The organism is Methylovorus menthalis (genome assembly GCF_020523625.1).
Taxonomy (GTDB): domain Bacteria; phylum Pseudomonadota; class Gammaproteobacteria; order Burkholderiales; family Methylophilaceae; genus Methylovorus; species Methylovorus menthalis.
Genome location: NZ_JAJAQH010000006.1, coordinates 161,587 through 180,949, shown reverse-complemented (window position 1 = coordinate 180,949; position 19,363 = coordinate 161,587). Strand labels below are relative to the sequence as shown.

Below are 19,363 nucleotides of genomic sequence, written 5' to 3'. Positions count from 1 at the left end.
TTTACTCCAGTTCTTTGCGCTTGCGCTCGTTGTTCACGTGGAAAGCACCATCAGCCACCACGACATCACCGGCAACAACGCCACTTTCGACTGTGGCCATGCCCTGAAACTCGGGGCCCAGCACGACTTCACGCAAGCGGAATTTGTTTGGCGCGATCTGCACGAATACGTGGTCACGATCATTTTCACGCACAATGCCTTGCATCGGGACGGCCAGTTTGGGCGTAGGCAGCGACTGCACCACCATGGAAACCAGCATATCGGGCTTGATGGTGTCATCCGTATTTTCCATATCGGTACGCACCGTCACGGTCCGGGTTTGCGGATTCACGATATCGCCGACATAAATCAGCTTGCCCTTGAACTGGCGATTGTTCAGCGCGGGGATTTCAATCATGACTTCTTCCCCTTCCTGAATCAGGCCCACCTGCTGTTCCGGCACCTCAGCCACCGCCCACACATGCGATAGGTCAGCCACGATGAAGAGCTCTTCAGCCGGCTGCACCACCTGACCAAGATTGACCTTGCGACTAATGATAGTGCCAGCGAGACGTGCCGATACGCTGCTGAAGGAGTGAATCTGGCCAGACTTGGACAACTGGACAATGGCAGCAGAGCTCATGCCTAGAATCATCAACTGGTCGCGCGCGGCATTCAACTCAGCTTGGGCGGCGCTCAACTCGGCTTCGCGGCGCTGCACTTCGGCTGCGCTGATCACATCCGCGTTCAGTAACAGGCGAGCACGCTCCACGGCCTTGGTTTGCAAAGATATCTGCTGCATGGCCTTGATATAAAGCAGCTGGTTCTGCGCAAGCTCTGTACTGTTTACCGTTGCCAGCACCTGCCCCTGCTTCACATCCTGGCCCAGCACCACATCAATATCCGTGATACGGCCTGTCACAGAGGCACCGATGCGCGCCATGCGCTGCTCGTCCACCTGAACACTGCCCGGAATGCGCAATGTCTCGCGGATATCCGACATGCCCACCGTTTCCAGTTTCACCTGTTGTTGCAGCGAGGGCGTAAGCTCGACAATATTAGGGTCGACTGCCTCGGTAGCGGGCTTTTCCTCTTCGGCTGGTTTACAGCCAACGAGGCTCATGCCCATTAAAAGGCTTAATACCAGAATGCTGGCACGGGTTGTTTTTTGTACTGCGGAATAAGAAACCATTAAGACTTAACCTCCAGAAGTTCAGTGCCAAGCAGACGCTCAATCTCAAGCATCGAGTTAACGTAATCGTAGCGTGCGGCTAGATAATCCTTGCGTACGGCGCGGTAGGTGCGCTGCGCATCCAGGTAATCCAGAATGCCGCGCTCGCCAAAGCGGTAGGCGGACTCGGCAACCTTAAGTGCCGACTCGGCCTGATTCAACAAACCGCTTTCAAAGGAATTCACCTGCCCTTGTGCAATCAGGTAGCGCTGATAGGCAGAGTCCACATCGCGCTGCAAAGATAACTCGCGCTCACTCAGGGCCGCGGTTACCTGACGCACGCCGGCAGCGGCTTCGGCGATCGGGCCTTGCCGCTGATTCCACACGGGCAAAGGAATCGCAACCCCAAGGCGCACGGTGGAGTAATCAGGATCCTGCTCAAAGCCCCCTTTCAGGGTCAGGCCGGGATTACGCAGTTTTTCTTCCAGACGAAGGCGTGCCTCGGCAGCTTCGCGTATGGCACGGATCTGCGCCAATTGAGGGCTCTCATCGATTTTCTGACGAAGTTGCTGAAGCGTTGGCAGGGTATCGGCCAGTGGCAGTTCGCCCTTCACATCAAAATCCATGGGCATGCCGGGACCAACTAGGCCACGTAAATAGGCCTTGGCTTCCGAGATGCGCACAAGGGCAGCCTGATAATCGCGCTCCGCCGCCAATGCTTCGGTATCCGCCTTGATCAGCTCATACTTGGCAGCTTCACCGGTATCCACGCGCAGCTTCACACGCTCCCGGATTTGTTGCAGCAGATTGCGATCGCCTTCTACCAGTCGCAGCACAGCCTGCCGTTGCAGCACATCGTAAAAAGCCGATTTCACGCGGGACCGCAGCTCAATGCCTGTCAGCGTACGGCTAACGCCGGCCGCCCGGACATTTGACTCGGCCATGTCACGACGCGCACCCCTCACACCAGGGAACTCCAGCGGCTGCGAAATTCCCACATCCCATTTTGTGCCTACTTCATTGGAGCCAGTCCGACTGCGGGTTGGCCCGGCAGCCACTTCAAACTCGGGATTAATATAAGCCGTGGCCGTAGTCACTGCTGCGTTAGCAGCATCTTGTTGTGCTTGAGACATGGCCATGACCGGGTTTTGTGCCATCGCACTGTCCAGCACATCGCGCAAACCCAGTTCAGTTTGTGCCTGAGCAATGCTGGCATACAAAACCATCACTAGCATCAGGCCACTCATCAGACTCTTGTTTTTTATATTCGCCACCGACGAACCCCCTGCACCATGATGGTGCTTAATACTCTTGATTTGTATATTCATAGCTTCCGTGTCTCATTACTGACGCTAACTGACAATTGCAACAGTAATACAAAAATGCGGCCACAATAAGCCTTGGTGTTGATATCAACACTATCGAGACAGGCGTAACCGCTCGCAGACCGTTAAATGGTTAGCAAAGGTTACGCCAACCTTGCATGGGTTGGAAATTAAAGCAGAGGTGGTCGGAGAAACCGGGTGATAGGGGGAGAGATGTACAGATTGCTTAGTGCAGCGCTGATCGCTGTCACTGCCAAATAAAGGCTAATGGGCTGCAGAGGAATGACGACAGGATCATTGAAATCCAGCTTGTCGTCACTGCCGACTTGGGGGGCATCATTAAACACCACCGCCACATCGTCATAGTCCATTTCATAGGCGTAATCAGCCTGCTGTGAAAACAGGCTGAAGCAGAGCAATAAGCTCAACACCATGAGGATGGACTTGCGTAAGGTCATGCTGTGATTATATCTCTATTTTTCCGTAAGCTTGCCATGGATCAGGCACGACGCCAGCTCGTGCCCTGTGGAGTGTCTTCCAGCAATATGCCTTCGTCGGCCAGTTGCTTGCGTATGCGATCCGCTTCGGCAAAGTTTTTGGCTTGCCTCGCTTGCAAACGCAATTGTATGAATTGCTCAATCTCATCCGCAGAGCGCCCTTGTGCAGACTCATCCCCTTGGAGAAAAGTTTCAGGATCACGTTCCAGTAACCCTAATAAACCGGCAAGCGCCTTGAGCAGAGCCGCATCGGCCAGGGATGCTGTCCGGTTAACTTCACTCGCCAGTTCAAACAGGACGGCAAAGGCTTCTGAGGTATTGAAGTCATCATCCATGGCAGTCCTGAAGCGCGCCGCCTGCGGCTGCTGCCAATCAATGCTGATGGAAGGCAATGACAACCCACGCAGCGCCGTGTAAAGACGAGTCAACGCCTGGCGTGCATCATCAAGGTGATGATCAGAATAATTCAGCGGGCTGCGGTATTGCGCACGCAGGATAAAGAAACGCACGACCTCGGGATCATACTTCTCCAACACCTGACGGATGGTGAAGAAGTTGCCCAGAGACTTGGACATTTTCTCATCATCCACGCGTATGAAGCCGTTATGCATCCAGTAATTGACAAAGGTGCAGCCATTGGCCGCCTCTGACTGGGCGATTTCGTTTTCATGGTGCGGGAACTGCAGATCCTGCCCGCCGCCGTGGATGTCAAAATGCGGGCCCAGATGGCAAGCCCCCATGGCAGAACACTCAATATGCCAGCCTGGCCGGCCCTTGCCCCAGGGCGAATCCCAGCTGGGCTCACCGGGCTTGGCGGCTTTCCACAGTACAAAGTCCATGGGGTCACGTTTGTATTGGTCAATTTCGACGCGCTCGCCTGCACGCAGGTCTTCGAGCGATTTGCCGGAGAGCTTGCCGTAACCAGCAAAACTGGAGACGGAGTAAAACACATCACCATTGTCGGCAGGATAGGCAAAGCCTTTTTCAATCAAGGCAGCAATCATGTCCAGCATACCGGTGATATGTTCTGTCGCCTTGGGCTCCAGATCAGGGCGCATGACGCCCAGTCGCGCCGCATCCTCATCCATCGCAGTAATAAAGCGGGTGGTCAACGCCTGGATGGATTCGCCATTTTCCTGCGCACGCTTGATGATTTTGTCATCGATATCCGTAATATTGCGGACATAGGTCACCTCATACCCCGAGGTGCGCAACCAGCGGTTAACCATATCAAACACCACCATCACGCGGGCATGGCCCAGATGGCAATAGTCGTAGACGGTCATGCCACAGACATACATGCTCACCTTGCCAGCCACAATAGGCACAAACGTCTGTTTTTCACGAGCCAGGGAATTGTAGATTTTTAACATGGTATGATGGCGCTCGAATCCAAGGTCATCATTCAGTCAGCATTGTGAGATAAATCAATGGTCTGCATGGGAGCTATTGGAGGTTGAACCTGCTATTGATAGAATTGTTGCACTGAAAAGAAATCGCGAAAAGTATAACACAATGCCCGCCCTGCGCACTTTACCCCCCTTGTTTCTCGTACTGGCATTGCTCCTCCCTCTCGCCGCCCTGGCCGACGAACTCAAAGACATTACCCAGCTGGCTCAACAAGGCCAGGCACCCCAGGCGTTGACTCGGCTCAATGCCTACATCGCCAAGAACCCCAAGAGCGTGGATGCCCTGTTTCTACGCGGCATTATCCTCACAGAAACAGGAAAACGCGACGAAGCCATGAAGGCCTTTGTCGACATGACGGAAAAATACCCATCATTGCCAGAGCCATATAACAATCTGGCCGTGCTGTATGCCGAACGCGGGGAGTATGACAAGGCCCGCAAAGCTCTTGAAAGCGCGATCAAAACTCATCCGAGTTATGCTACCGCCCATGAAAATCTGGGGGACATATATGCGCGCCTGGCATCGCAAGCCTATGACAAGGCATTGCAACTGAATAGCGGTAGCGCGCGTCCAGAAAGTAAACTGACATTGATCAAGAGCTTGACCAACGCCCCGCAATCCATCCTGCTGGCAAGCCAATCCCTGCCAGGGCCGAACTTTGCTGGTACCCTGCCCCTTGCATCAACCCCGAACAATAGCCTCGTCAAGCCTTTGGAACAGCCCAAGCCAGTGATCAAGCATGAAATACCAACCAAACCTGACGTCCCTCAAAGGCCCGCCTCGGTTGTGACGGAGATCAAGCCAACTGAAGCAAAAACTGTGGACGCCAAGCCGGCTGCAGCGAAGCCGGGAATACAGGCCGAGGCTACGGTAAAACCTGTGACACCCCAAGCCCCCGAACCCAGCAAACCGACGGAAGCAGCCAAACCACAGGAACAAGCAAAACCAGGCAACAGTTTGGATGAGCTGGCACTTGAGCAAGCTGTGCGTCAGTGGGCAAAAGCCTGGTCAGACAAAAATGTGTCCGCTTATCTGGCGAGCTACGGGGCTGGCTTCAAAACCCCGGATGGACAATCCCGCCAGGATTGGGAAAAAACCCGCAAGCAACGCATAAGCGCACCGGCTAATATCTCAGTTGAAATCAGCAACCTGCGCCTCAAGCAGGATGGGGATCTAGTACGTGCCAGCTTCAAGCAAAGTTACCGCGCAGGTGGCACAGCCATGCGCACCAACAAAACACTAGTGCTGAAAAAAGGCGGCAACCGCTGGTTGATTGAACAGGAGCTGACCGACCGCTAGTCGCCGGTGACTGAATACTGCATGAATATGATCAAAACCTTCTTACAGATACTGCTCATGGCCTCCATCATGGTGCCGTGGAATGTGCCCGCACTGGATAGACTGGACTACACAGGCACACTCAGCAACAGCAGTTTCGGCCCCAATTACCCGGAAAGCCTGGTAGTAAAGGGCTTGCTGCAGATCACACGTGGTCAGTTGCAGCAGGCACTGACCACCGTAGACGAGCTCATCTCGATTGCGCCCAACTTCAAGCTGGCTTATCTGATTCGCGGCGATCTGCTGATGGCAAAGTCACAGCAACTGGAAGGCTTTGGCAATACGCCGCAAAATAATTCGACCTCTGTTGAAGACTTTAAAGCCGAAGCACGCATGCGTATTGAACGCTATCTGGAAAGCCATGCCCCACAAGGCGTGCCAGAGCCCTTGTGGCAAATCGACTCCAGCCAGAAATACGCCATCGTGGTGGATGCCGATAAATCACGGCTCTATCTCTATCAAAATATTGGCGGCAAACCCACCTATGTCGCGGACTATTACGTGACCATCGGTCGTAATGGCAGCGAGAAATCCAGCGAGGGTGACAAACGCACGCCCTTGGGCGTTTACACAGCCAGCAGTAAACTGAATAGCAAACTGCCTGATTTTTACGGTAGCGCAGCCTATCCACTCAGCTATCCGAATGAGTGGGATAAGCAGCAAGGTAAAAAGGGACACGGCATCTGGCTGCATGGCACGCCAAGCAATACTTATAGTCGCCCGCCCCGTGCAAGCGATGGCTGCGTCGTGATTTCCAACCCTGACCTGGAAACATTAGGGCCCATATTGCAGCAAGGGGGCACGCCCTTCATCATCGTCTCCCAGCTGAAATGGGTCACACAACCCGCCCCGGAACAGCCGCAATTACAGAAAGCGGTGGATCAATGGCGTCAGGATTGGCAATCGCAAGATACCGATCGTTATCTCAGCCATTACTCCTCCCGCTTTTTCACCCAGACAACGGACATTAATGGATGGTCACGAGAGAAGCGCCGTATCCAGTTCGACAAGAAGCCAGTCAGCATCGTGCTATCCAATCTCAGCATGATCCGCTATCCTAATAGCCAATTTCCGATGGCGGTTGTCAGTTTTGATCAGGAATACAAAAGTGAATTCCTGGATAGCCGCATGCGGAAACGCCAGTACTGGATTTATGAAGAGCAGCGCTGGAAAATATTATACGAAGGGGCAGCTTGACCCTTTCAGAGGAGCTTGAACAATGCAGACACGATGGGAAGCGTGGTTATTTCTTATTCTTTTGTTGTGCACGCCTGTCGCCATGGCCGATGGCGTTCACAGCCAAAAACCGCAGCTAGAGTTTCAAACCAACCTGGGCAGTTTTATTGTCGAACTGTATCCTGACCGCGCACCGAAGACCGTAGCCAACTTCATGCAGTATGTGCAAAGCGGCTTTTACACGGGAACCATGTTCCACCGCATCATTGATCGCTTTATGGTGCAAGGTGGCGGCTTCGCCGTTGATTTTCAGGAAAAAAGCACCTACAACCCGATTGAGAACGAAGCTAATAATGGATTGAAGAATGAACCCGGCACCCTGGCCATGGCCCGTTCCTTTGACCCGAACTCGGCGCGCTCCCAGTTTTTCATCAATCTTTCGGACAATAAATTCCTCAATTTCTATAAACCTGATCCGGCTTATTTTGGTTACTGCGTGTTTGGCAAAGTCATCCGCGGCATGTCCATCGTTGAAAAGATGGCCAAAATCCCGACCAAAAATATGGGCAAATTCGAGAATGTACCGGTTGAAAATGTAGTGATCGAAAAAGTCACCACCCTGGATACACCCGTGGAGCCAGAACAACCAGTGCGCGCTGTGCCCACGCCCCCCTCTTCAAAACCTGCTCTTAAAGGAAAAAAACGTGGTTAAACTTCATACCAATTTTGGTGAAATCACCCTGGAACTGGATGCTGAAAAAGCGCCTGCGACGGTTGCCAACTTTCTGGAATACGTGGAAAGCGGCTTTTACAACAACACCATTTTCCATCGTGTGATTGATGGCTTCATGATTCAAGGCGGCGGCTTTGAGCCCAGCATGAGCCAGAAGCCGACCAATGCGCCTATCAAGAATGAAGCGAACAATGGTCTGGTCAACAAGGCCTACACCATTGCCATGGCCCGCACCCCGAATCCAGATTCGGCAAGCAGCCAGTTCTTCATCAATGTTGCAGACAATGACTTCCTCAACTTCACCTCCCCGACCGCCCAAGGCTGGGGTTACTGTGTATTTGGCAAGGTAACGGCCGGTACTGAAGTGATCGACAAGATCAAGAAGGTAAAAACTGGCAGCCGTAATGGCCATCAGGATGTGCCTGTGGAGAGCGTAATTATCGAGCGCGCTGAAGTCGTTTAATTCAAGCGACTCAGCCCACACCAATTACAGATGGAAATGCATTGAGCGCTACCTTACCGTATAGCTTGTTCATTTCCGATCTGCACTTGTGCGATGCCCGGCCGGAAATCAGCCGGGCATTTCTGCATCTGCTGCAAGGCCAGGCCCGTGAAGCCGAGCGGCTGTATATTCTGGGTGATCTGTTTGAATACTGGGCAGGCGATGATGAAGTCGTCGACCCTCATCACCAGACTATCATCCACGGACTGCGCGCACTCACGCAATCCGGCACCGCATGCTACTTCATGCATGGCAATCGTGACTTTCTGATCGGTGAGCACTTTGCTGAAGCCTCTGGCGTAACGCTACTGGCTGACCCTGTGCTGCACGAGCTTTATGGCAAGCGGGTGTTGCTGAGCCATGGGGATCTGCTGTGTACGGATGATATTGCCTACCAGCAATTCCGCCAGCAAGTGCGCCAAGCTGAGTGGCAGCAAGGCTTTCTTCAACAGTCTCTGGCCACCCGCAAAATGCAGATTGAAGCTATCCGCATGCGTAGCGAGTCCGAGAAATCCATCAAGCAGGCCGAGATCATGGATGTTAACGACGAGGCTGTCGCCGCTTTATTCTCAACCTGGGAATACCCCGAACTGCTGATACACGGCCATACCCACAGACCCGCCTGCCATCAGCTCACGCTGCATGGGCACAGTTGTCAACGCTGGGTATTGGGCGACTGGTATGAGCAGGGCAGCTATCTCAGGCTGGATGCCACTGGCTGCACCAGCAGCCTGCTTTAAACAAGCAACCGGCTAGCGGAGGCTTACCGCTGATTTTCATCCGCCGTCAGATAAAACTCCATTTTCACCCCAGCATACGCAATGAGATCGTGATCCTGCAGCCGCTGGCCCATATGCCCTCCAATGCTATTCGCGAGCGGACTACCATTCACCGTCAGCGATTCGCCACCATCCAACGCCTGAATAAGGTAATCAGGCCCTTCCTGCAAGATAATAGCGACAGGCAAACCTGCCCCGCCTATGGTGATGACAGCCTGGTTTAGCAGGATGTCCTTGCCGAAATCAGGCCCACTAATGACATAGAGCCGACCAAAGAATTTCCCAGCTATAGCGGCTGTATCTTCAGACGGCAATTCCTGGGAAAACAGGCGCGCCCCAGGTTCTTCTAGCGAAACCACTACAGCGTCGGTAAGGGAGTGGTCACCCGAGTAGCCTGCCTCATCCCAATAACGCAATTGATAATGTCCAAGCATGATGATGTCACCGTGCTGCAATACCTGTTGCTTGACACGCACGCCATTGAGCATGGTGCCGTTCGTGCTATCCAGGTCCTGCAACAAGGCATGCTGGCCGATACACATCACTTGTGCATGCTCGCCACTGATCATGAGATTGTCGATGGCGATGTCGTTATCGCGACGACGGCCGATGCGCAGGAGAGGTTTGTCGAGGGAGTATTCCCCCAGCAGATTGCCATCCAGCGAAAACACCAGCTTTGCCATGAGAATTCTTTCCAAACCTGCTGGCCATGAAATTAGGGAAATATGGCAGTAAAGCCACCCACTTGCTGGTCAGCAGAAGCCTGACCAAGCAATTGATCTTACATGGGACACAGGGGAAATTGAAGATGGGCAGGACGAGAGTTGACACGTCCCGCCATCGGGATGATAACTAGCGCGTATGGCGACTTACTTCGCCCGGACGGGCTTCGGCAGCAAGCTTGTCGAGCACACCATTGACGTATTTGTGACCATCGGTGCCGCCATAAATCTTGGCAAGTTCGACACCTTCATTGATCGCCACGCGATAGGGAATGCTCAGGTCGAAAATCAGTTCATAAGCCGAGAGGCAAAGAATGCCATGCTCAATCGGGCTGAGTTCCTGTATGGGTCTATCCACAAATACCGCAATGCGTCTGTCCAGCTCTTCGCGCTCGGCGAGCACACCGTCCAGCAATTTGCGCAGATATTCCTGGTCTGCCTTGTCAAACTCCGGCTCGTCCGCCAGCTCACGCAGGATGGCGCGAAAATCGGCCTGATTCATCAGGTTGCGATAAATGCCTTTCAGGGCAAGCTCGCGTGATTTGCGACGATTTCTCGAGGCTTTTACCGGCTTGGCATCGCCAGGCTTTTGATCGGTGTCGCTCATAAGGCCTTCAACAGGTTAACCATCTCAATTGCAACAGCAGCAGCTTCGGCACCCTTAACGGCAACACGCTCCAGCGCCTGCTCGTCATTTTCGGTAGTGAGGATAGCATTGGCAACAGGTACGCCAGTATTCAGCTGAACTTCGGAAATGCCGCGCGCAGATTCATTTGAAACCACTTCAAAGTGATAAGTCTCACCACGAATAATCGCACCCAGGGCAATCAGGGCATCGAATCTCTGGCTATCCGCCATATGGTGCAATACCAAAGGGGTTTCCAGCGCGCCGGGGACAGTTGCTAGGGTAATGGCATCTTCTGCCACGCCGCGCTTCAGCAGCTCGGCTTTGCAGGCTGCCAGCAGGCCCTGACCAACATCGCTGTTAAAGCGGGACAGGACAATGCCGATTTGCAAACCGGAACCGTTTAAATCAATCGCGAGTTCTCTCACATTTACTCCACATACTTTAAATTTAGAAAGGCCAGGGCCGAGAATTACTTGATGTCCAATGCTGGATGACGCTATGCCATTGCATTTTAAAGACAAGCACATGCGTCAAACGGGAAAATTAAGGCTGAATTATAGCCTAGCCGCATACGCTTGGGAAACGGCAGCCCGGGCATATGCCCGGGACTGCCAGAGGTATGATTTGAAAAACGTGGATTAGTGGAAAAGCGCCCAAGCTTTTTGCAAAGTACTCCAGATGCCATAACTTACCGGAATGCCCACTGCGAGCCAGGCAAATACTGCCAATATGCGCGAACCGCCGCTGGCGGCTTTCGCTTGCGACTCACTACCTGGCAACACTTTTTCATGTGCCAGCTTCTTCTCTTCTGCCAATTCAGCATCGGTCATGAAGTGTTTGCTGGCGACAGGTCGCACCAGCAAATTCGCCACAAAGCCAATCACCAACATGCCGGCGAGTACGTAGAAGATGGGGCCATACACCTGATCAAAAGGCACTTGCGCTTCAAGACGCATATCATGCATGTAGTTGACGATCACTGGCCCCACAATGCCCGCGGTGGACCAAGCAGTCAGCAAACGGCCATGGATGGCGCCCACGAACTGCGTGCCAAACATATCGGCAAGATATGCCGGTATGGTGGCAAAGCCGCCGCCATACATCGAGGCAATAATGCAGAACGCGCCCACGAATACTGCCAGGGATTTGGCACCTGCCGCCCATGCCGCCGCCACGTACATCAGCGCACCGAGAATGAAGAAAATGGAATAGGTGGTTTTACGCCCCAACTTGTCTGAGGAAGTCGCCCAGGCAAAGCGCCCGAAAATATTGAACAGCGACACCAGCCCCACAAACCCGGCGCCAACTGCCGCCAGGCTGGCAATCAGCACATCGTCCTTCTTGATATCAGCAAAACTTAAAGAGCCTTGATCAATCAGGGCGCCGCCAAACGTTTCCTGCAACATGGGGGCAGCCGCGCCGATAATACCGATACTCGCGGATACATTCATGCACAGGATCAGCCACAACAGCCAGAACTGTGGCGTTTTGTGTGCTTGATTGATATGTACGTGACGCGTAGCAATCATGCCCGAGCTTGCGCTCTTGGCGGGAGGTACCCAGTTAGCAGGCTTCCAGTCGGATGCTGGCACCCGGTAACCCAGTGAACCACACAGCATGAAGACGGCATAAATCGCCGCGAGGACAACAAACGTCTGCCAGACACCTGGAGCTACTGGAGTAGCAAAGTAGCTCATCAGCTTGGTAGCCAGTGGCGAGCCTATCATGGCGCCGCCGCCAAAGCCCATGATGGCCATGCCGGTTGCCATGCCGCGACGATCAGGGAACCACTTGATCAGGGTGGATACTGGCGAAATATAACCAAGTCCCAGGCCGATGCCACCGATCACCCCCGAGCCTAGCCACATCATCCATAGCTGGTGGGTATAGACACCGAGCGCAGAGATCAACAAACCGCCACACCAGCAAACAGTCGCTACGAGACCCGCCTTGCGCGGACCTGCCCGCTCAAGCCAGCCGCCCCACAAGGCGGCTGAACAGCCCAGTAGTACAAAAAACAGCGTATACATCCAGCCCAGGTCAAACTGAGTCCAATTACAATCCGTAGCAAACAGGGCACGCCATGTGCCGCTCAGTTTGTCCGCCACCGTGACAGCGCCAGCCGCACAGGCAGCCAACGGCTTGCCATCTTCACCTACCAGCGCATTGCCCAGTGGCTTCCAGAAAACGGAAAAGCCATAGGCCATGCCGATACACAAATGCACAGCCAGCGCCGCGGGCGGAATAAGCCAGCGATTAAAATTACCGCCGGTGATAATGCGTTCCTTAGAAAGAAATCCAGCCATCTCCAAACTCCCTGCTTTTTATTATTTCGAATAATGATTCGCGATCAAATACCTGACAGGCACGATCATCATATAAAAAAACAGGGTTGGCAATCTGCATTAAAATTCGGGTTCCTCAAGTGTCATCAATCTGTCATATTAACGTCATATAGTAAGCAGCACTGCAAAAGCCAAGGATAAATGAAATGCCCGCTAACATATTGATTGTAGAAGATGAACCCGCCATTCAAGAGCTGCTTGCTCTTAATCTGACCCAGGCCGGACATAACCCCATACGCGCCCTCAGCGTCGAGCAAGCGCAAATGCTGATTCGCGAAGCACTGCCCGACCTGATTATTCTGGACTGGATGTTGCCAGGCATGAGCGGCATTGAATTTGCCCGCAAATTGAAATCGGATGAATTCACCAAGGCGATTCCCATCATCATGCTGACAGCGCGTGGTGAAGAGGCCGACAAGGTAAAAGGACTGGAAGTGGGCGCCGATGACTATGTCACCAAGCCCTTCAGCCCGCGCGAGCTGAATGCCCGCATCAAGGCAGTCTTGCGTCGCCGTGCACCCCAGATGACCGATGACCCGATTGAAGTCGGCGGCTTGCGGCTTGATCCTGTGACCCACCGCGTCACAGGCAATGGCACCACGCTGGACCTGGGGCCAACCGAGTTTCGCCTGCTGCATTACCTCATGTCCAACCCGGAGCGCGTGCACTCGCGCAGCCAGGTGCTGGACCGCGTATGGGGTGATCGCGTATTTGTCGAAGACCGCACCGTAGACGTACATATCCGCCGTCTGCGCCTAGCACTGGCAGACTCCGGTCACGAAGACCTGATCCAGACAGTCCGTGGCGTTGGCTATCGTTTCTCGGCGCACTAGCTCATAATAACGCTTTGCCAACGTCGCACTTGTCGGGGCTCCCGAATGCTCCAACAAGTGATTTATTAATTTGTGGAATGGTAGCCGCGTGCACGATATTCGTTGGAGAGCTTTCTGGCTCGGCTTTTTGTTAGTGACCGTCAGCCTGGTGGTATGGGCTGTCGTCGATGAAATTGCAGCATTACTGGTATTTGGCGTGGGCGTCGTGCTTTACCTCGCCACCCACCTGTACTGGATACACAAGCTGCTGCAGTGGTTCAATAAACCGGATCTCGCCACCATGCCGCTGGGCACTGGCATCTGGGAAGATGTATTCGCCGCCATCTACCATCAGCAGCGCCGCTACAGCCGCAGCCAGACCCAGCTGAGCTCGGCGCTCGATCGCTTTCGCCATGCTGCCAGCGCCCTGCCTGACGGTGTGGTGTTACTAAATGGGCACGATCTGATCGAATGGTGCAATCCACCGGCAGAACGCCACCTTGGCCTTTCCATGAAGCAGGACGTCGGCCAGCCCATCAGTTACCTGGTTCGTAGCAGTGACTTCATCAGCTATCTTGACTCACACAATTACACCGACCCCATCAAACTCAAATCCTGGCGCCTGGCAGATACCACGCTGGAATTGCAGGTCATCCCCTTTGGCATCAACCAGAAACTGCTGATTAGCCGCGACATCAGCCAGCTGGAAAAAGTGGAGCACATGCGGCGCGACTTTATTGCCAATGTCTCCCATGAATTACGCACTCCGTTGACGGTGGTAGGGGGCTTTCTGGAGACGCTGAGCGACATGGATGGCGCCGTGCCGGATAGCACGCGCAGTTATTTTGACATGATGCAGGAGCAGACTGGCCGCATGCGCAGGCTGGTAGAAGACCTGCTGACCTTGTCGCAACTGGAAAATAGTCCGACCACCCCGCAAGACACCGTCATTGATATCAATGCCCTGCTTAGCATGGTAATGAACGAAGCGCGTGGCCTCAGCAACGATCGCCATACCATCACCCTGGACGCGGACACCACGCTCAACCTGACGGGTGCGCTGGAAGAGCTGCACAGCGCTCTGGGCAATCTGGTGAGCAATGCCATTCGCTATACACCAACGGGTGGCAGCATTCATATCAGCTGGAAAACCCGCGGCACCGATGGCGTATTTAGCGTCAAGGACACGGGACTGGGGATTGAACAACAGCACATCGATCGCCTGACCGAACGCTTTTACCGGGTCGATCGCAGCCGCTCACGCGAAACCGGGGGCACAGGCCTGGGACTTTCCATCGTCAAGCATATCCTGACGCGCCATCAGGCCAGACTGGATATCGAAAGCGAATTGGGCAAAGGCAGTACCTTCAGCGCCGTGTTCCCCAAAGCGCGCCTAGTGCATAAAGCCACAGCCGCAAGCTAGCCATCACACCCAGCCGTTGCGCCAGGCAAGTGAGCGCAGCTACCTCAATCGACGATTGGTGGCAGAGGCTTTCTGTTTCCCGTGGCATTCCCTGCATCAGGGCTAGCCTTGGACTTGGGCAAAGCGGGCTGCAAACTCGGCAGCACTTCAATACTGTTCTTGCGCATCACCACTGGTGGACCGCCTTCGCTTGGCAATGGCACCACCAGCGTACGCGGCTCCAGACTCTCTGGCGGCAACACAATGACAGGCGACAGGCGCGAGCGGGTATTCATTTGGGTAGGCGGGCTGACAGCCACGCCAGAGGATGCATTGTTACTGTTGGATAATGCCGGAATGGCACCCAGCGTACTTTCTTCCGCCATGGCTTGACCAACAAGGATGAACGCCATGCTGGTCAGTAAAAGTGAGGCAACCCTGGTCATTACAACTCCTTTGCCTGAATCAATTCAACCTACTATACGCTGGCAAATCAGCCTGTAAACCCCAAATTCCTGGATACGCCTCCCAATAAAAAAAGCGCAAGGCTGAGCCTTGCGCTTTTCACTTCACCCAAGCAGAGCCAGTGTTACAGCAGCACTTTTTCGATCCCGCCATTATTGGCCTTGTGAACGAAATCCTGCATCCAGTTTTCGCCCAGCAGATGCTTGGCCATTTCCACCACGATGTAATCCGCCTGAACGCCAGTATCTTCGCCATAGCGCGCAAGACCTTGCAGGCAGGATGGGCATGAAGTCAGAATCTTCACATCCTGCTCGGGCGCGCCAGGGGTCAAACCCAGCTTGGCCATGCCTTTTTCCAGCTCTTCCTGCTTGCGCATTTTGACCTGGGTTGCGATATCGGGACGCGACACGGCAAAGGTGCCAGACTCGCCGCAGCAACGGTCATTCAGCGCAACATCCTGCCCCATCAGGGCATTGGTCACCTTGAGCGGCTGGTAGGTCTTCATCGGGCTATGGCAAGGGTCATGGTACATATAACGCGTACCCGTCACGCCTTCCAGCTTCAGACCTTTTTCCATCAGATATTCGTGAATATCCAGCAAGCGGCAGCCCGGGAATATCTTCTCGAACTCATACTTCTGCAGCTGATCCATACACGTGCCGCACGAGACGATCACGGTCTTGATATCCAGATAGTTCAGCGTATTGGCAATGCGATGGAATTGCACGCGGTTTTCCGCCGTGATCTGCTGACCCTTGTCGTGATTACCGCTGGATGTCTGCGGGTAACCGCAGCACAGATAGCCTGGCGGCAGCACGGTAGTGGCACCGGTTTCATACAGCATGGCCTGGGTAGCCAGACCCACCTGCGAGAACAAGCGCTCCGAACCGCAGCCCGGGAAGTAGAACACCGCATCCGATTCTTCCGTCGTCTTCTGCGGATTACGGATGATCGGCACTATCGTATCGTCTTCCAGACCGAGCAGCGCACGCGAGGTTTTGGTCGGCATGGCCTTGGGCATGGGGCGATTAATGAAGTGAATCACCTGCGCCTTGATATCGGGCTTGCCCAGGGTGGCGGGTGGTTTCTTCTTGATGTTGCCAATCAGGCCCAGCTTCTTGAACACCTGATGCCCCAGTCGCTGCAGCTTGTAACCCCAGCCTATCATGGCCGTGCGCATCATCTTGATAGTGGCCGGATCCTTGACATTCAGGAAGGCCATCGACACGGTAGTCCCGGCATTGAAATGCTTCTTGCCCTGCTCACGCAGGAAGTTGCGCATCGCAATCGACACATCGCCGAAATCGATATCCACCGGGCAAGGGTTCAAGCATTTATGGCACACCGTGCAGTGATCCGCCACATCATTGAACTCGTCAAAGTGCTTGATCGAAATGCCACGGCGCGTCTGCTCCTCATAGAGGAACGCCTCAATCAGCAGCGAGGTGCCCAGTATCTTGTTGCGTGGCGAATATAGCAAATTGGCGCGGGGCACGTGCGTGGTACATACGGGTTTGCACTTGCCGCAACGCAAGCAATCGCTGATCGAGTCGGCAATATCGCCGATCGCCGATTGTTCCATGATGATGGATTCCTGCTCCAGCAACCCAAACGATGGGGTGTAAGCCCCATCCAGGCCTGAGCCTGCCATCAGCTTGCCTTTGTTGAAGCGCCCTTCCGGATCTACCTTCTGCTTGTAATCGGCAAAGGTCGAAATGGTTTTCTGGTCCAGGAACGCCATCTTGGTAATACCAATACCGTGTTCGCCGGAAATCACGCCATCCAGGCTTTCGGCCAGCTTCATGATGCGAGCCACGGCCTCATGCGCGGCATGCATCATTTCATAGTCGTCTGAATTGACCGGAATATTGGTATGAACGTTGCCGTCGCCCGCGTGCATGTGCAACGCCACGAATACGCGGCCCTTGAGCACCTGCTTATGGATTTCGTCCGCCCGCTCCAGGATCTTCTGGTATTCACGGCCGGTGAATATCTGATGCAGCGGCTTTTTCAGCTCGCGTTTCCAGGACACGCGTACCTGATGCTCCTGCACAGCACGGAAGACGTTTTCAGTCGCAATATCCGCATATTCGCTACCCAGAATGCTAACCGGCGCATCCAGGTTTTCCAGGATGGTGCGCCAGTGCGTACGCACCTTGTCCACCATCGCCAGAGATTGGGCCCGCTTGGCGACCAGCATTTCAGGATCGGCCTGAGTGTCATCGTCCTGATACAAAGGCAGATCACCTTGCAGGAAGGTTTCCAGCGCATCGGCCAGCTTGAGCTTGTTCTTGATCGACAGCTCAATATTGATGCGCTCGATGCCGTCCGAATAATCGCCCAGACGTGGCAACGGAATCACCACGTCCTCATTGATCTTGAACGCATTGGTGTGTTTGGCAATCGCCGCCGTACGGCCACGGTCCAGCCAGAACTTCTTGCGCGCTTCACCCGATACAGCGATAAAGCCTTCACCGCCACGCGCATTGGCAAGCCGCACGATATGCGATGCGGCTTCGCCTACGCCGTTTTCATCGTCACTGGCAATATCGGCCAGCAACACCATCTTGGGACGCTCATTGCGGGTAGCCTTGGTGGCATAACCCACGGCTTTCAGATAGCGCTCGTCCAGATGCTCCAGGCCTGCGAGCAGGGTATTGGGGTGCGCATCCAGGTAATCCTTGATCTCGACAATGGCAGGGACACCCAGCGCCACATGGCCGAAAAACTCCAGGCAGATGGTACGCACATGCTTGGGCATGCGATGCAGGATGAAGGTGGCCGAAGTAATCAGACCATCGCAGCCTTCCTTCTGTATGCCAGGCAAGCCCGAGAGGAATTTGTCCGTGACGTCCTTGCCCAGTCCGGTCTTGCGGAAGCTGGGGCCAGGGATTTCCAGGATTTCCGGTTCGGCGAGCATGGTTTTGCCATCTTCGGCAAAGCGCGTGATGCGGAAGCGCGCGACTGGAATATCATGAATCTTGCCCAGGTTGTGGTCCAGACGCTCCACCTCGAGCCAGTTGGCATCGGGCGTCACCATGCGCCATGAGGCGAGGTTATCCAGCGCCGTGCCCCAGAGCACGGCCTTCTTGCCACCGGCGTTCATGGCGACATTACCGCCGATGCAAGACGCATCGGCAGAGGTAGGATCGCAGGCGAATTCAAGCCCGGCGGCCGTGGCAGCCTCCATCACGCGGCGCGTAACAACGCCAGCGCCGCAATGGACAGTCGGCACCTGACGACCAACACCTGGCAGGGTGCGCATTTCCACGGCACCCAGGGTATCCAATTTTTCGGTATTGATCACGGCTGACAAAGGCGTCAGCGGCACGGCGCCGCCGGTGTAACCGGTACCGCCGCCGCGGGGAATAATGGTGAGGCCGAGTTCGATACAGGCACGCACCAGCGCCGCCATTTCCTGCTCGGTATCCGGTGTCAGCACGACAAACGGATACTCAACCCGCCAGTCGGTAGCATCGGTCACATGCGAAACGCGCGCCAGGCCGTCAAACTGAATGTTGTCCTTGCGCGTGATCTTGCCCAGGCGTGACTGGGCTTTTTTGCGCAGACTCTCGGTTTGCTTGAAATCCTGTTCGAAGACATTGACTGCCTTGCGCGCCGCCTCAATCAAACGCAGCACCAGAGGATTGCCCTGGCTACGTTCGTCAATAGCCTTGATACGGTGATGCAATGCGCTGATCAGTGCTTGCCGACGCTTCTTGTTCGCAAGAAGATCATCCTGCAGGTAAGGATTGCGGGAAACAACCCAGAGGTCGCCCAGCACCTCAAACAGCATGCGTGCAGAGCGGCCGGTTTTCCGTTCGCCGCGCAATTCGTTGAGAACGTTCCAGATATCTTCACCGAGGAATCTGATGACGATTTCGCGGTCTGAAAACGAGGTGTAGTTATACGGGATTTCGCGTAAGCGGGTGGTCATGAATTTGGAAGGTAACCAAAAGTGCAATTATACCATGGGCAACATGGCAGTTTATTAGCAGACTGAATTTGTCAGGTATTAAGCTTGTGCGTGATGCAAAATTCATACAGTCGCTCATTCCCCCGCGCAGATTCCTGATGAC

The 19,363-nt window shown here is 54.3% G+C and carries 17 protein-coding genes; 7 read left to right on the top strand and 10 right to left on the bottom strand.

Features of this window, described 5'->3' with window-relative positions:
* Position 1 precedes the first annotated feature (1 nt).
* The 4 genes from LG204_RS06690 to cysS all read right to left on the bottom strand — a co-directional run bounded on the left by LG204_RS06690 (position 2) and on the right by cysS (position 4,345).
* Positions 2–1,171, bottom strand: a complete 1,170-nt coding sequence (locus LG204_RS06690) for an efflux RND transporter periplasmic adaptor subunit (protein ID WP_230336540.1) — start codon at positions 1,169–1,171, stop codon at positions 2–4.
* Positions 1,171–2,385 carry a TolC family protein gene (locus tag LG204_RS06685; RefSeq protein WP_328441344.1) on the bottom strand — a complete coding sequence of 405 codons (1,215 nt, stop codon included), beginning with the start codon at positions 2,383–2,385 and terminating at the stop codon, positions 1,171–1,173. Before LG204_RS06685 ends, LG204_RS06690 begins: the two co-directional genes overlap by 1 nt.
* 260 nt (positions 2,386–2,645) lie before the next feature.
* Positions 2,646–2,933, bottom strand: a complete 288-nt coding sequence (locus LG204_RS06680; protein WP_230336538.1) for a hypothetical protein — start codon at positions 2,931–2,933, stop codon at positions 2,646–2,648.
* 41 nt (positions 2,934–2,974) lie between these two features.
* Positions 2,975–4,345, bottom strand: a complete 1,371-nt coding sequence (gene cysS / locus LG204_RS06675; protein ID WP_230336537.1) for a cysteine--tRNA ligase — start codon at positions 4,343–4,345, stop codon at positions 2,975–2,977.
* 142 nt (positions 4,346–4,487) lie between these two features.
* On the opposite strand from cysS, the gene LG204_RS06670 reads away from it, so the two are divergent.
* The 5 genes from LG204_RS06670 to LG204_RS06650 all read left to right on the top strand — a co-directional run bounded on the left by LG204_RS06670 (position 4,488) and on the right by LG204_RS06650 (position 8,871).
* A complete protein-coding gene (locus tag LG204_RS06670) occupies positions 4,488–5,681 on the top strand; it encodes a nuclear transport factor 2 family protein (protein WP_230336536.1) in 1,194 nt (397 codons plus the stop codon).
* Between the two features lie 21 nt (positions 5,682–5,702).
* A complete protein-coding gene (locus tag LG204_RS06665; protein WP_230336535.1) occupies positions 5,703–6,917 on the top strand; it encodes a L,D-transpeptidase Cds6 family protein in 1,215 nt (404 codons plus the stop codon).
* A gap of 82 nt (positions 6,918–6,999) precedes the next feature.
* The gene (locus LG204_RS06660) at positions 7,000–7,608 is read left to right on the top strand and encodes a peptidylprolyl isomerase (protein ID WP_230336534.1); all 609 of its coding nucleotides are present in this window, start codon (positions 7,000–7,002) and stop codon (positions 7,606–7,608) included.
* Complete coding sequence (locus LG204_RS06655; RefSeq protein ID WP_013442976.1) at positions 7,601–8,092, top strand: peptidylprolyl isomerase; 492 nt, start codon at positions 7,601–7,603, stop codon at positions 8,090–8,092. The genes LG204_RS06660 and LG204_RS06655 overlap by 8 nt, the downstream gene beginning before the upstream one ends.
* Before the next feature lie 23 nt (positions 8,093–8,115).
* Positions 8,116–8,871: a UDP-2,3-diacylglucosamine diphosphatase gene (locus tag LG204_RS06650; RefSeq protein ID WP_230337855.1), complete on the top strand. Its 756-nt coding sequence runs from the start codon at positions 8,116–8,118 to the stop codon at positions 8,869–8,871.
* A 23-nt stretch (positions 8,872–8,894) separates the two neighbouring features.
* Here the strand turns inward: LG204_RS06650 and LG204_RS06645 are convergent, their stop codons facing one another.
* The 4 genes from LG204_RS06645 to LG204_RS06630 form a co-directional block, all read right to left on the bottom strand.
* Complete coding sequence (locus tag LG204_RS06645; protein ID WP_230336533.1) at positions 8,895–9,593, bottom strand: FHA domain-containing protein; 699 nt, start codon at positions 9,591–9,593, stop codon at positions 8,895–8,897.
* A 169-nt stretch (positions 9,594–9,762) separates the two neighbouring features.
* Entirely contained in the window at positions 9,763–10,239 is a 477-nt protein-coding gene (gene nusB / locus LG204_RS06640) for a transcription antitermination factor NusB (RefSeq protein ID WP_230336532.1), read from the bottom strand.
* Positions 10,236–10,685: a 6,7-dimethyl-8-ribityllumazine synthase gene (ribH, locus tag LG204_RS06635; protein WP_230336531.1), complete on the bottom strand. Its 450-nt coding sequence runs from the start codon at positions 10,683–10,685 to the stop codon at positions 10,236–10,238. Before ribH ends, nusB begins: the two co-directional genes overlap by 4 nt.
* Before the next feature lie 213 nt (positions 10,686–10,898).
* Positions 10,899–12,566 carry an OFA family MFS transporter gene (locus tag LG204_RS06630; protein ID WP_230336530.1) on the bottom strand — a complete coding sequence of 556 codons (1,668 nt, stop codon included), beginning with the start codon at positions 12,564–12,566 and terminating at the stop codon, positions 10,899–10,901.
* 185 nt (positions 12,567–12,751) lie between these two features.
* Here LG204_RS06630 and phoB point away from each other — a divergent pair, with 185 nt between their 5' ends.
* Both phoB and phoR read left to right on the top strand, forming a co-directional pair.
* Positions 12,752–13,438, top strand: coding sequence for a phosphate regulon transcriptional regulator PhoB (phoB, locus tag LG204_RS06625; RefSeq protein WP_013442982.1), 687 nt, complete (start codon positions 12,752–12,754; stop codon positions 13,436–13,438).
* A gap of 88 nt (positions 13,439–13,526) precedes the next feature.
* Complete coding sequence (gene phoR / locus LG204_RS06620; protein ID WP_230336529.1) at positions 13,527–14,840, top strand: phosphate regulon sensor histidine kinase PhoR; 1,314 nt, start codon at positions 13,527–13,529, stop codon at positions 14,838–14,840.
* A 44-nt stretch (positions 14,841–14,884) separates the two neighbouring features.
* Here phoR and LG204_RS06615 read toward each other — a convergent pair whose 3' ends face one another.
* Together LG204_RS06615 and LG204_RS06610 are read right to left on the bottom strand one after the other, a co-directional pair.
* On the bottom strand, positions 14,885–15,265 hold the full coding sequence (locus LG204_RS06615) for a hypothetical protein (RefSeq protein WP_230336528.1): 381 nt from the start codon (positions 15,263–15,265) through the stop codon (positions 14,885–14,887).
* A 143-nt stretch (positions 15,266–15,408) separates the two neighbouring features.
* Entirely contained in the window at positions 15,409–19,221 is a 3,813-nt protein-coding gene (locus LG204_RS06610; RefSeq protein ID WP_230336527.1) for a DUF3683 domain-containing protein, read from the bottom strand.
* Positions 19,222–19,363: the final 142 nt, after the last annotated feature.

What these genes read in the sequence shown, in the direction of transcription:
- LG204_RS06690 (WP_230336540.1), bottom strand. Translation starts at nt 1,171, where the DNA reads ATGGTTTCTTATTCCGCAGTACAAAAAACAACCCGTGCCAGCATTCTG.
- LG204_RS06685 (WP_328441344.1), bottom strand. Translation starts at nt 2,385, where the DNA reads ATGCTAGTGATGGTTTTGTATGCCAGCATTGCTCAGGCACAAACTGAA.
- LG204_RS06680 (WP_230336538.1), bottom strand. Translation starts at nt 2,933, where the DNA reads ATGACCTTACGCAAGTCCATCCTCATGGTGTTGAGCTTATTGCTCTGC.
- cysS (WP_230336537.1), bottom strand. Translation starts at nt 4,345, where the DNA reads ATGTTAAAAATCTACAATTCCCTGGCTCGTGAAAAACAGACGTTTGTG.
- LG204_RS06670 (WP_230336536.1), top strand. Translation starts at nt 4,488, where the DNA reads ATGCCCGCCCTGCGCACTTTACCCCCCTTGTTTCTCGTACTGGCATTG.
- LG204_RS06665 (WP_230336535.1), top strand. Translation starts at nt 5,703, where the DNA reads ATGAATATGATCAAAACCTTCTTACAGATACTGCTCATGGCCTCCATC.
- LG204_RS06660 (WP_230336534.1), top strand. Translation starts at nt 7,000, where the DNA reads ATGGCCGATGGCGTTCACAGCCAAAAACCGCAGCTAGAGTTTCAAACC.
- LG204_RS06645 (WP_230336533.1), bottom strand. Translation starts at nt 9,593, where the DNA reads ATGGCAAAGCTGGTGTTTTCGCTGGATGGCAATCTGCTGGGGGAATAC.
- nusB (WP_230336532.1), bottom strand. Translation starts at nt 10,239, where the DNA reads ATGAGCGACACCGATCAAAAGCCTGGCGATGCCAAGCCGGTAAAAGCC.
- LG204_RS06630 (WP_230336530.1), bottom strand. Translation starts at nt 12,566, where the DNA reads ATGGCTGGATTTCTTTCTAAGGAACGCATTATCACCGGCGGTAATTTT.
- phoB (WP_013442982.1), top strand. Translation starts at nt 12,752, where the DNA reads ATGCCCGCTAACATATTGATTGTAGAAGATGAACCCGCCATTCAAGAG.
- LG204_RS06615 (WP_230336528.1), bottom strand. Translation starts at nt 15,265, where the DNA reads ATGACCAGGGTTGCCTCACTTTTACTGACCAGCATGGCGTTCATCCTT.
- LG204_RS06610 (WP_230336527.1), bottom strand. Translation starts at nt 19,221, where the DNA reads ATGACCACCCGCTTACGCGAAATCCCGTATAACTACACCTCGTTTTCA.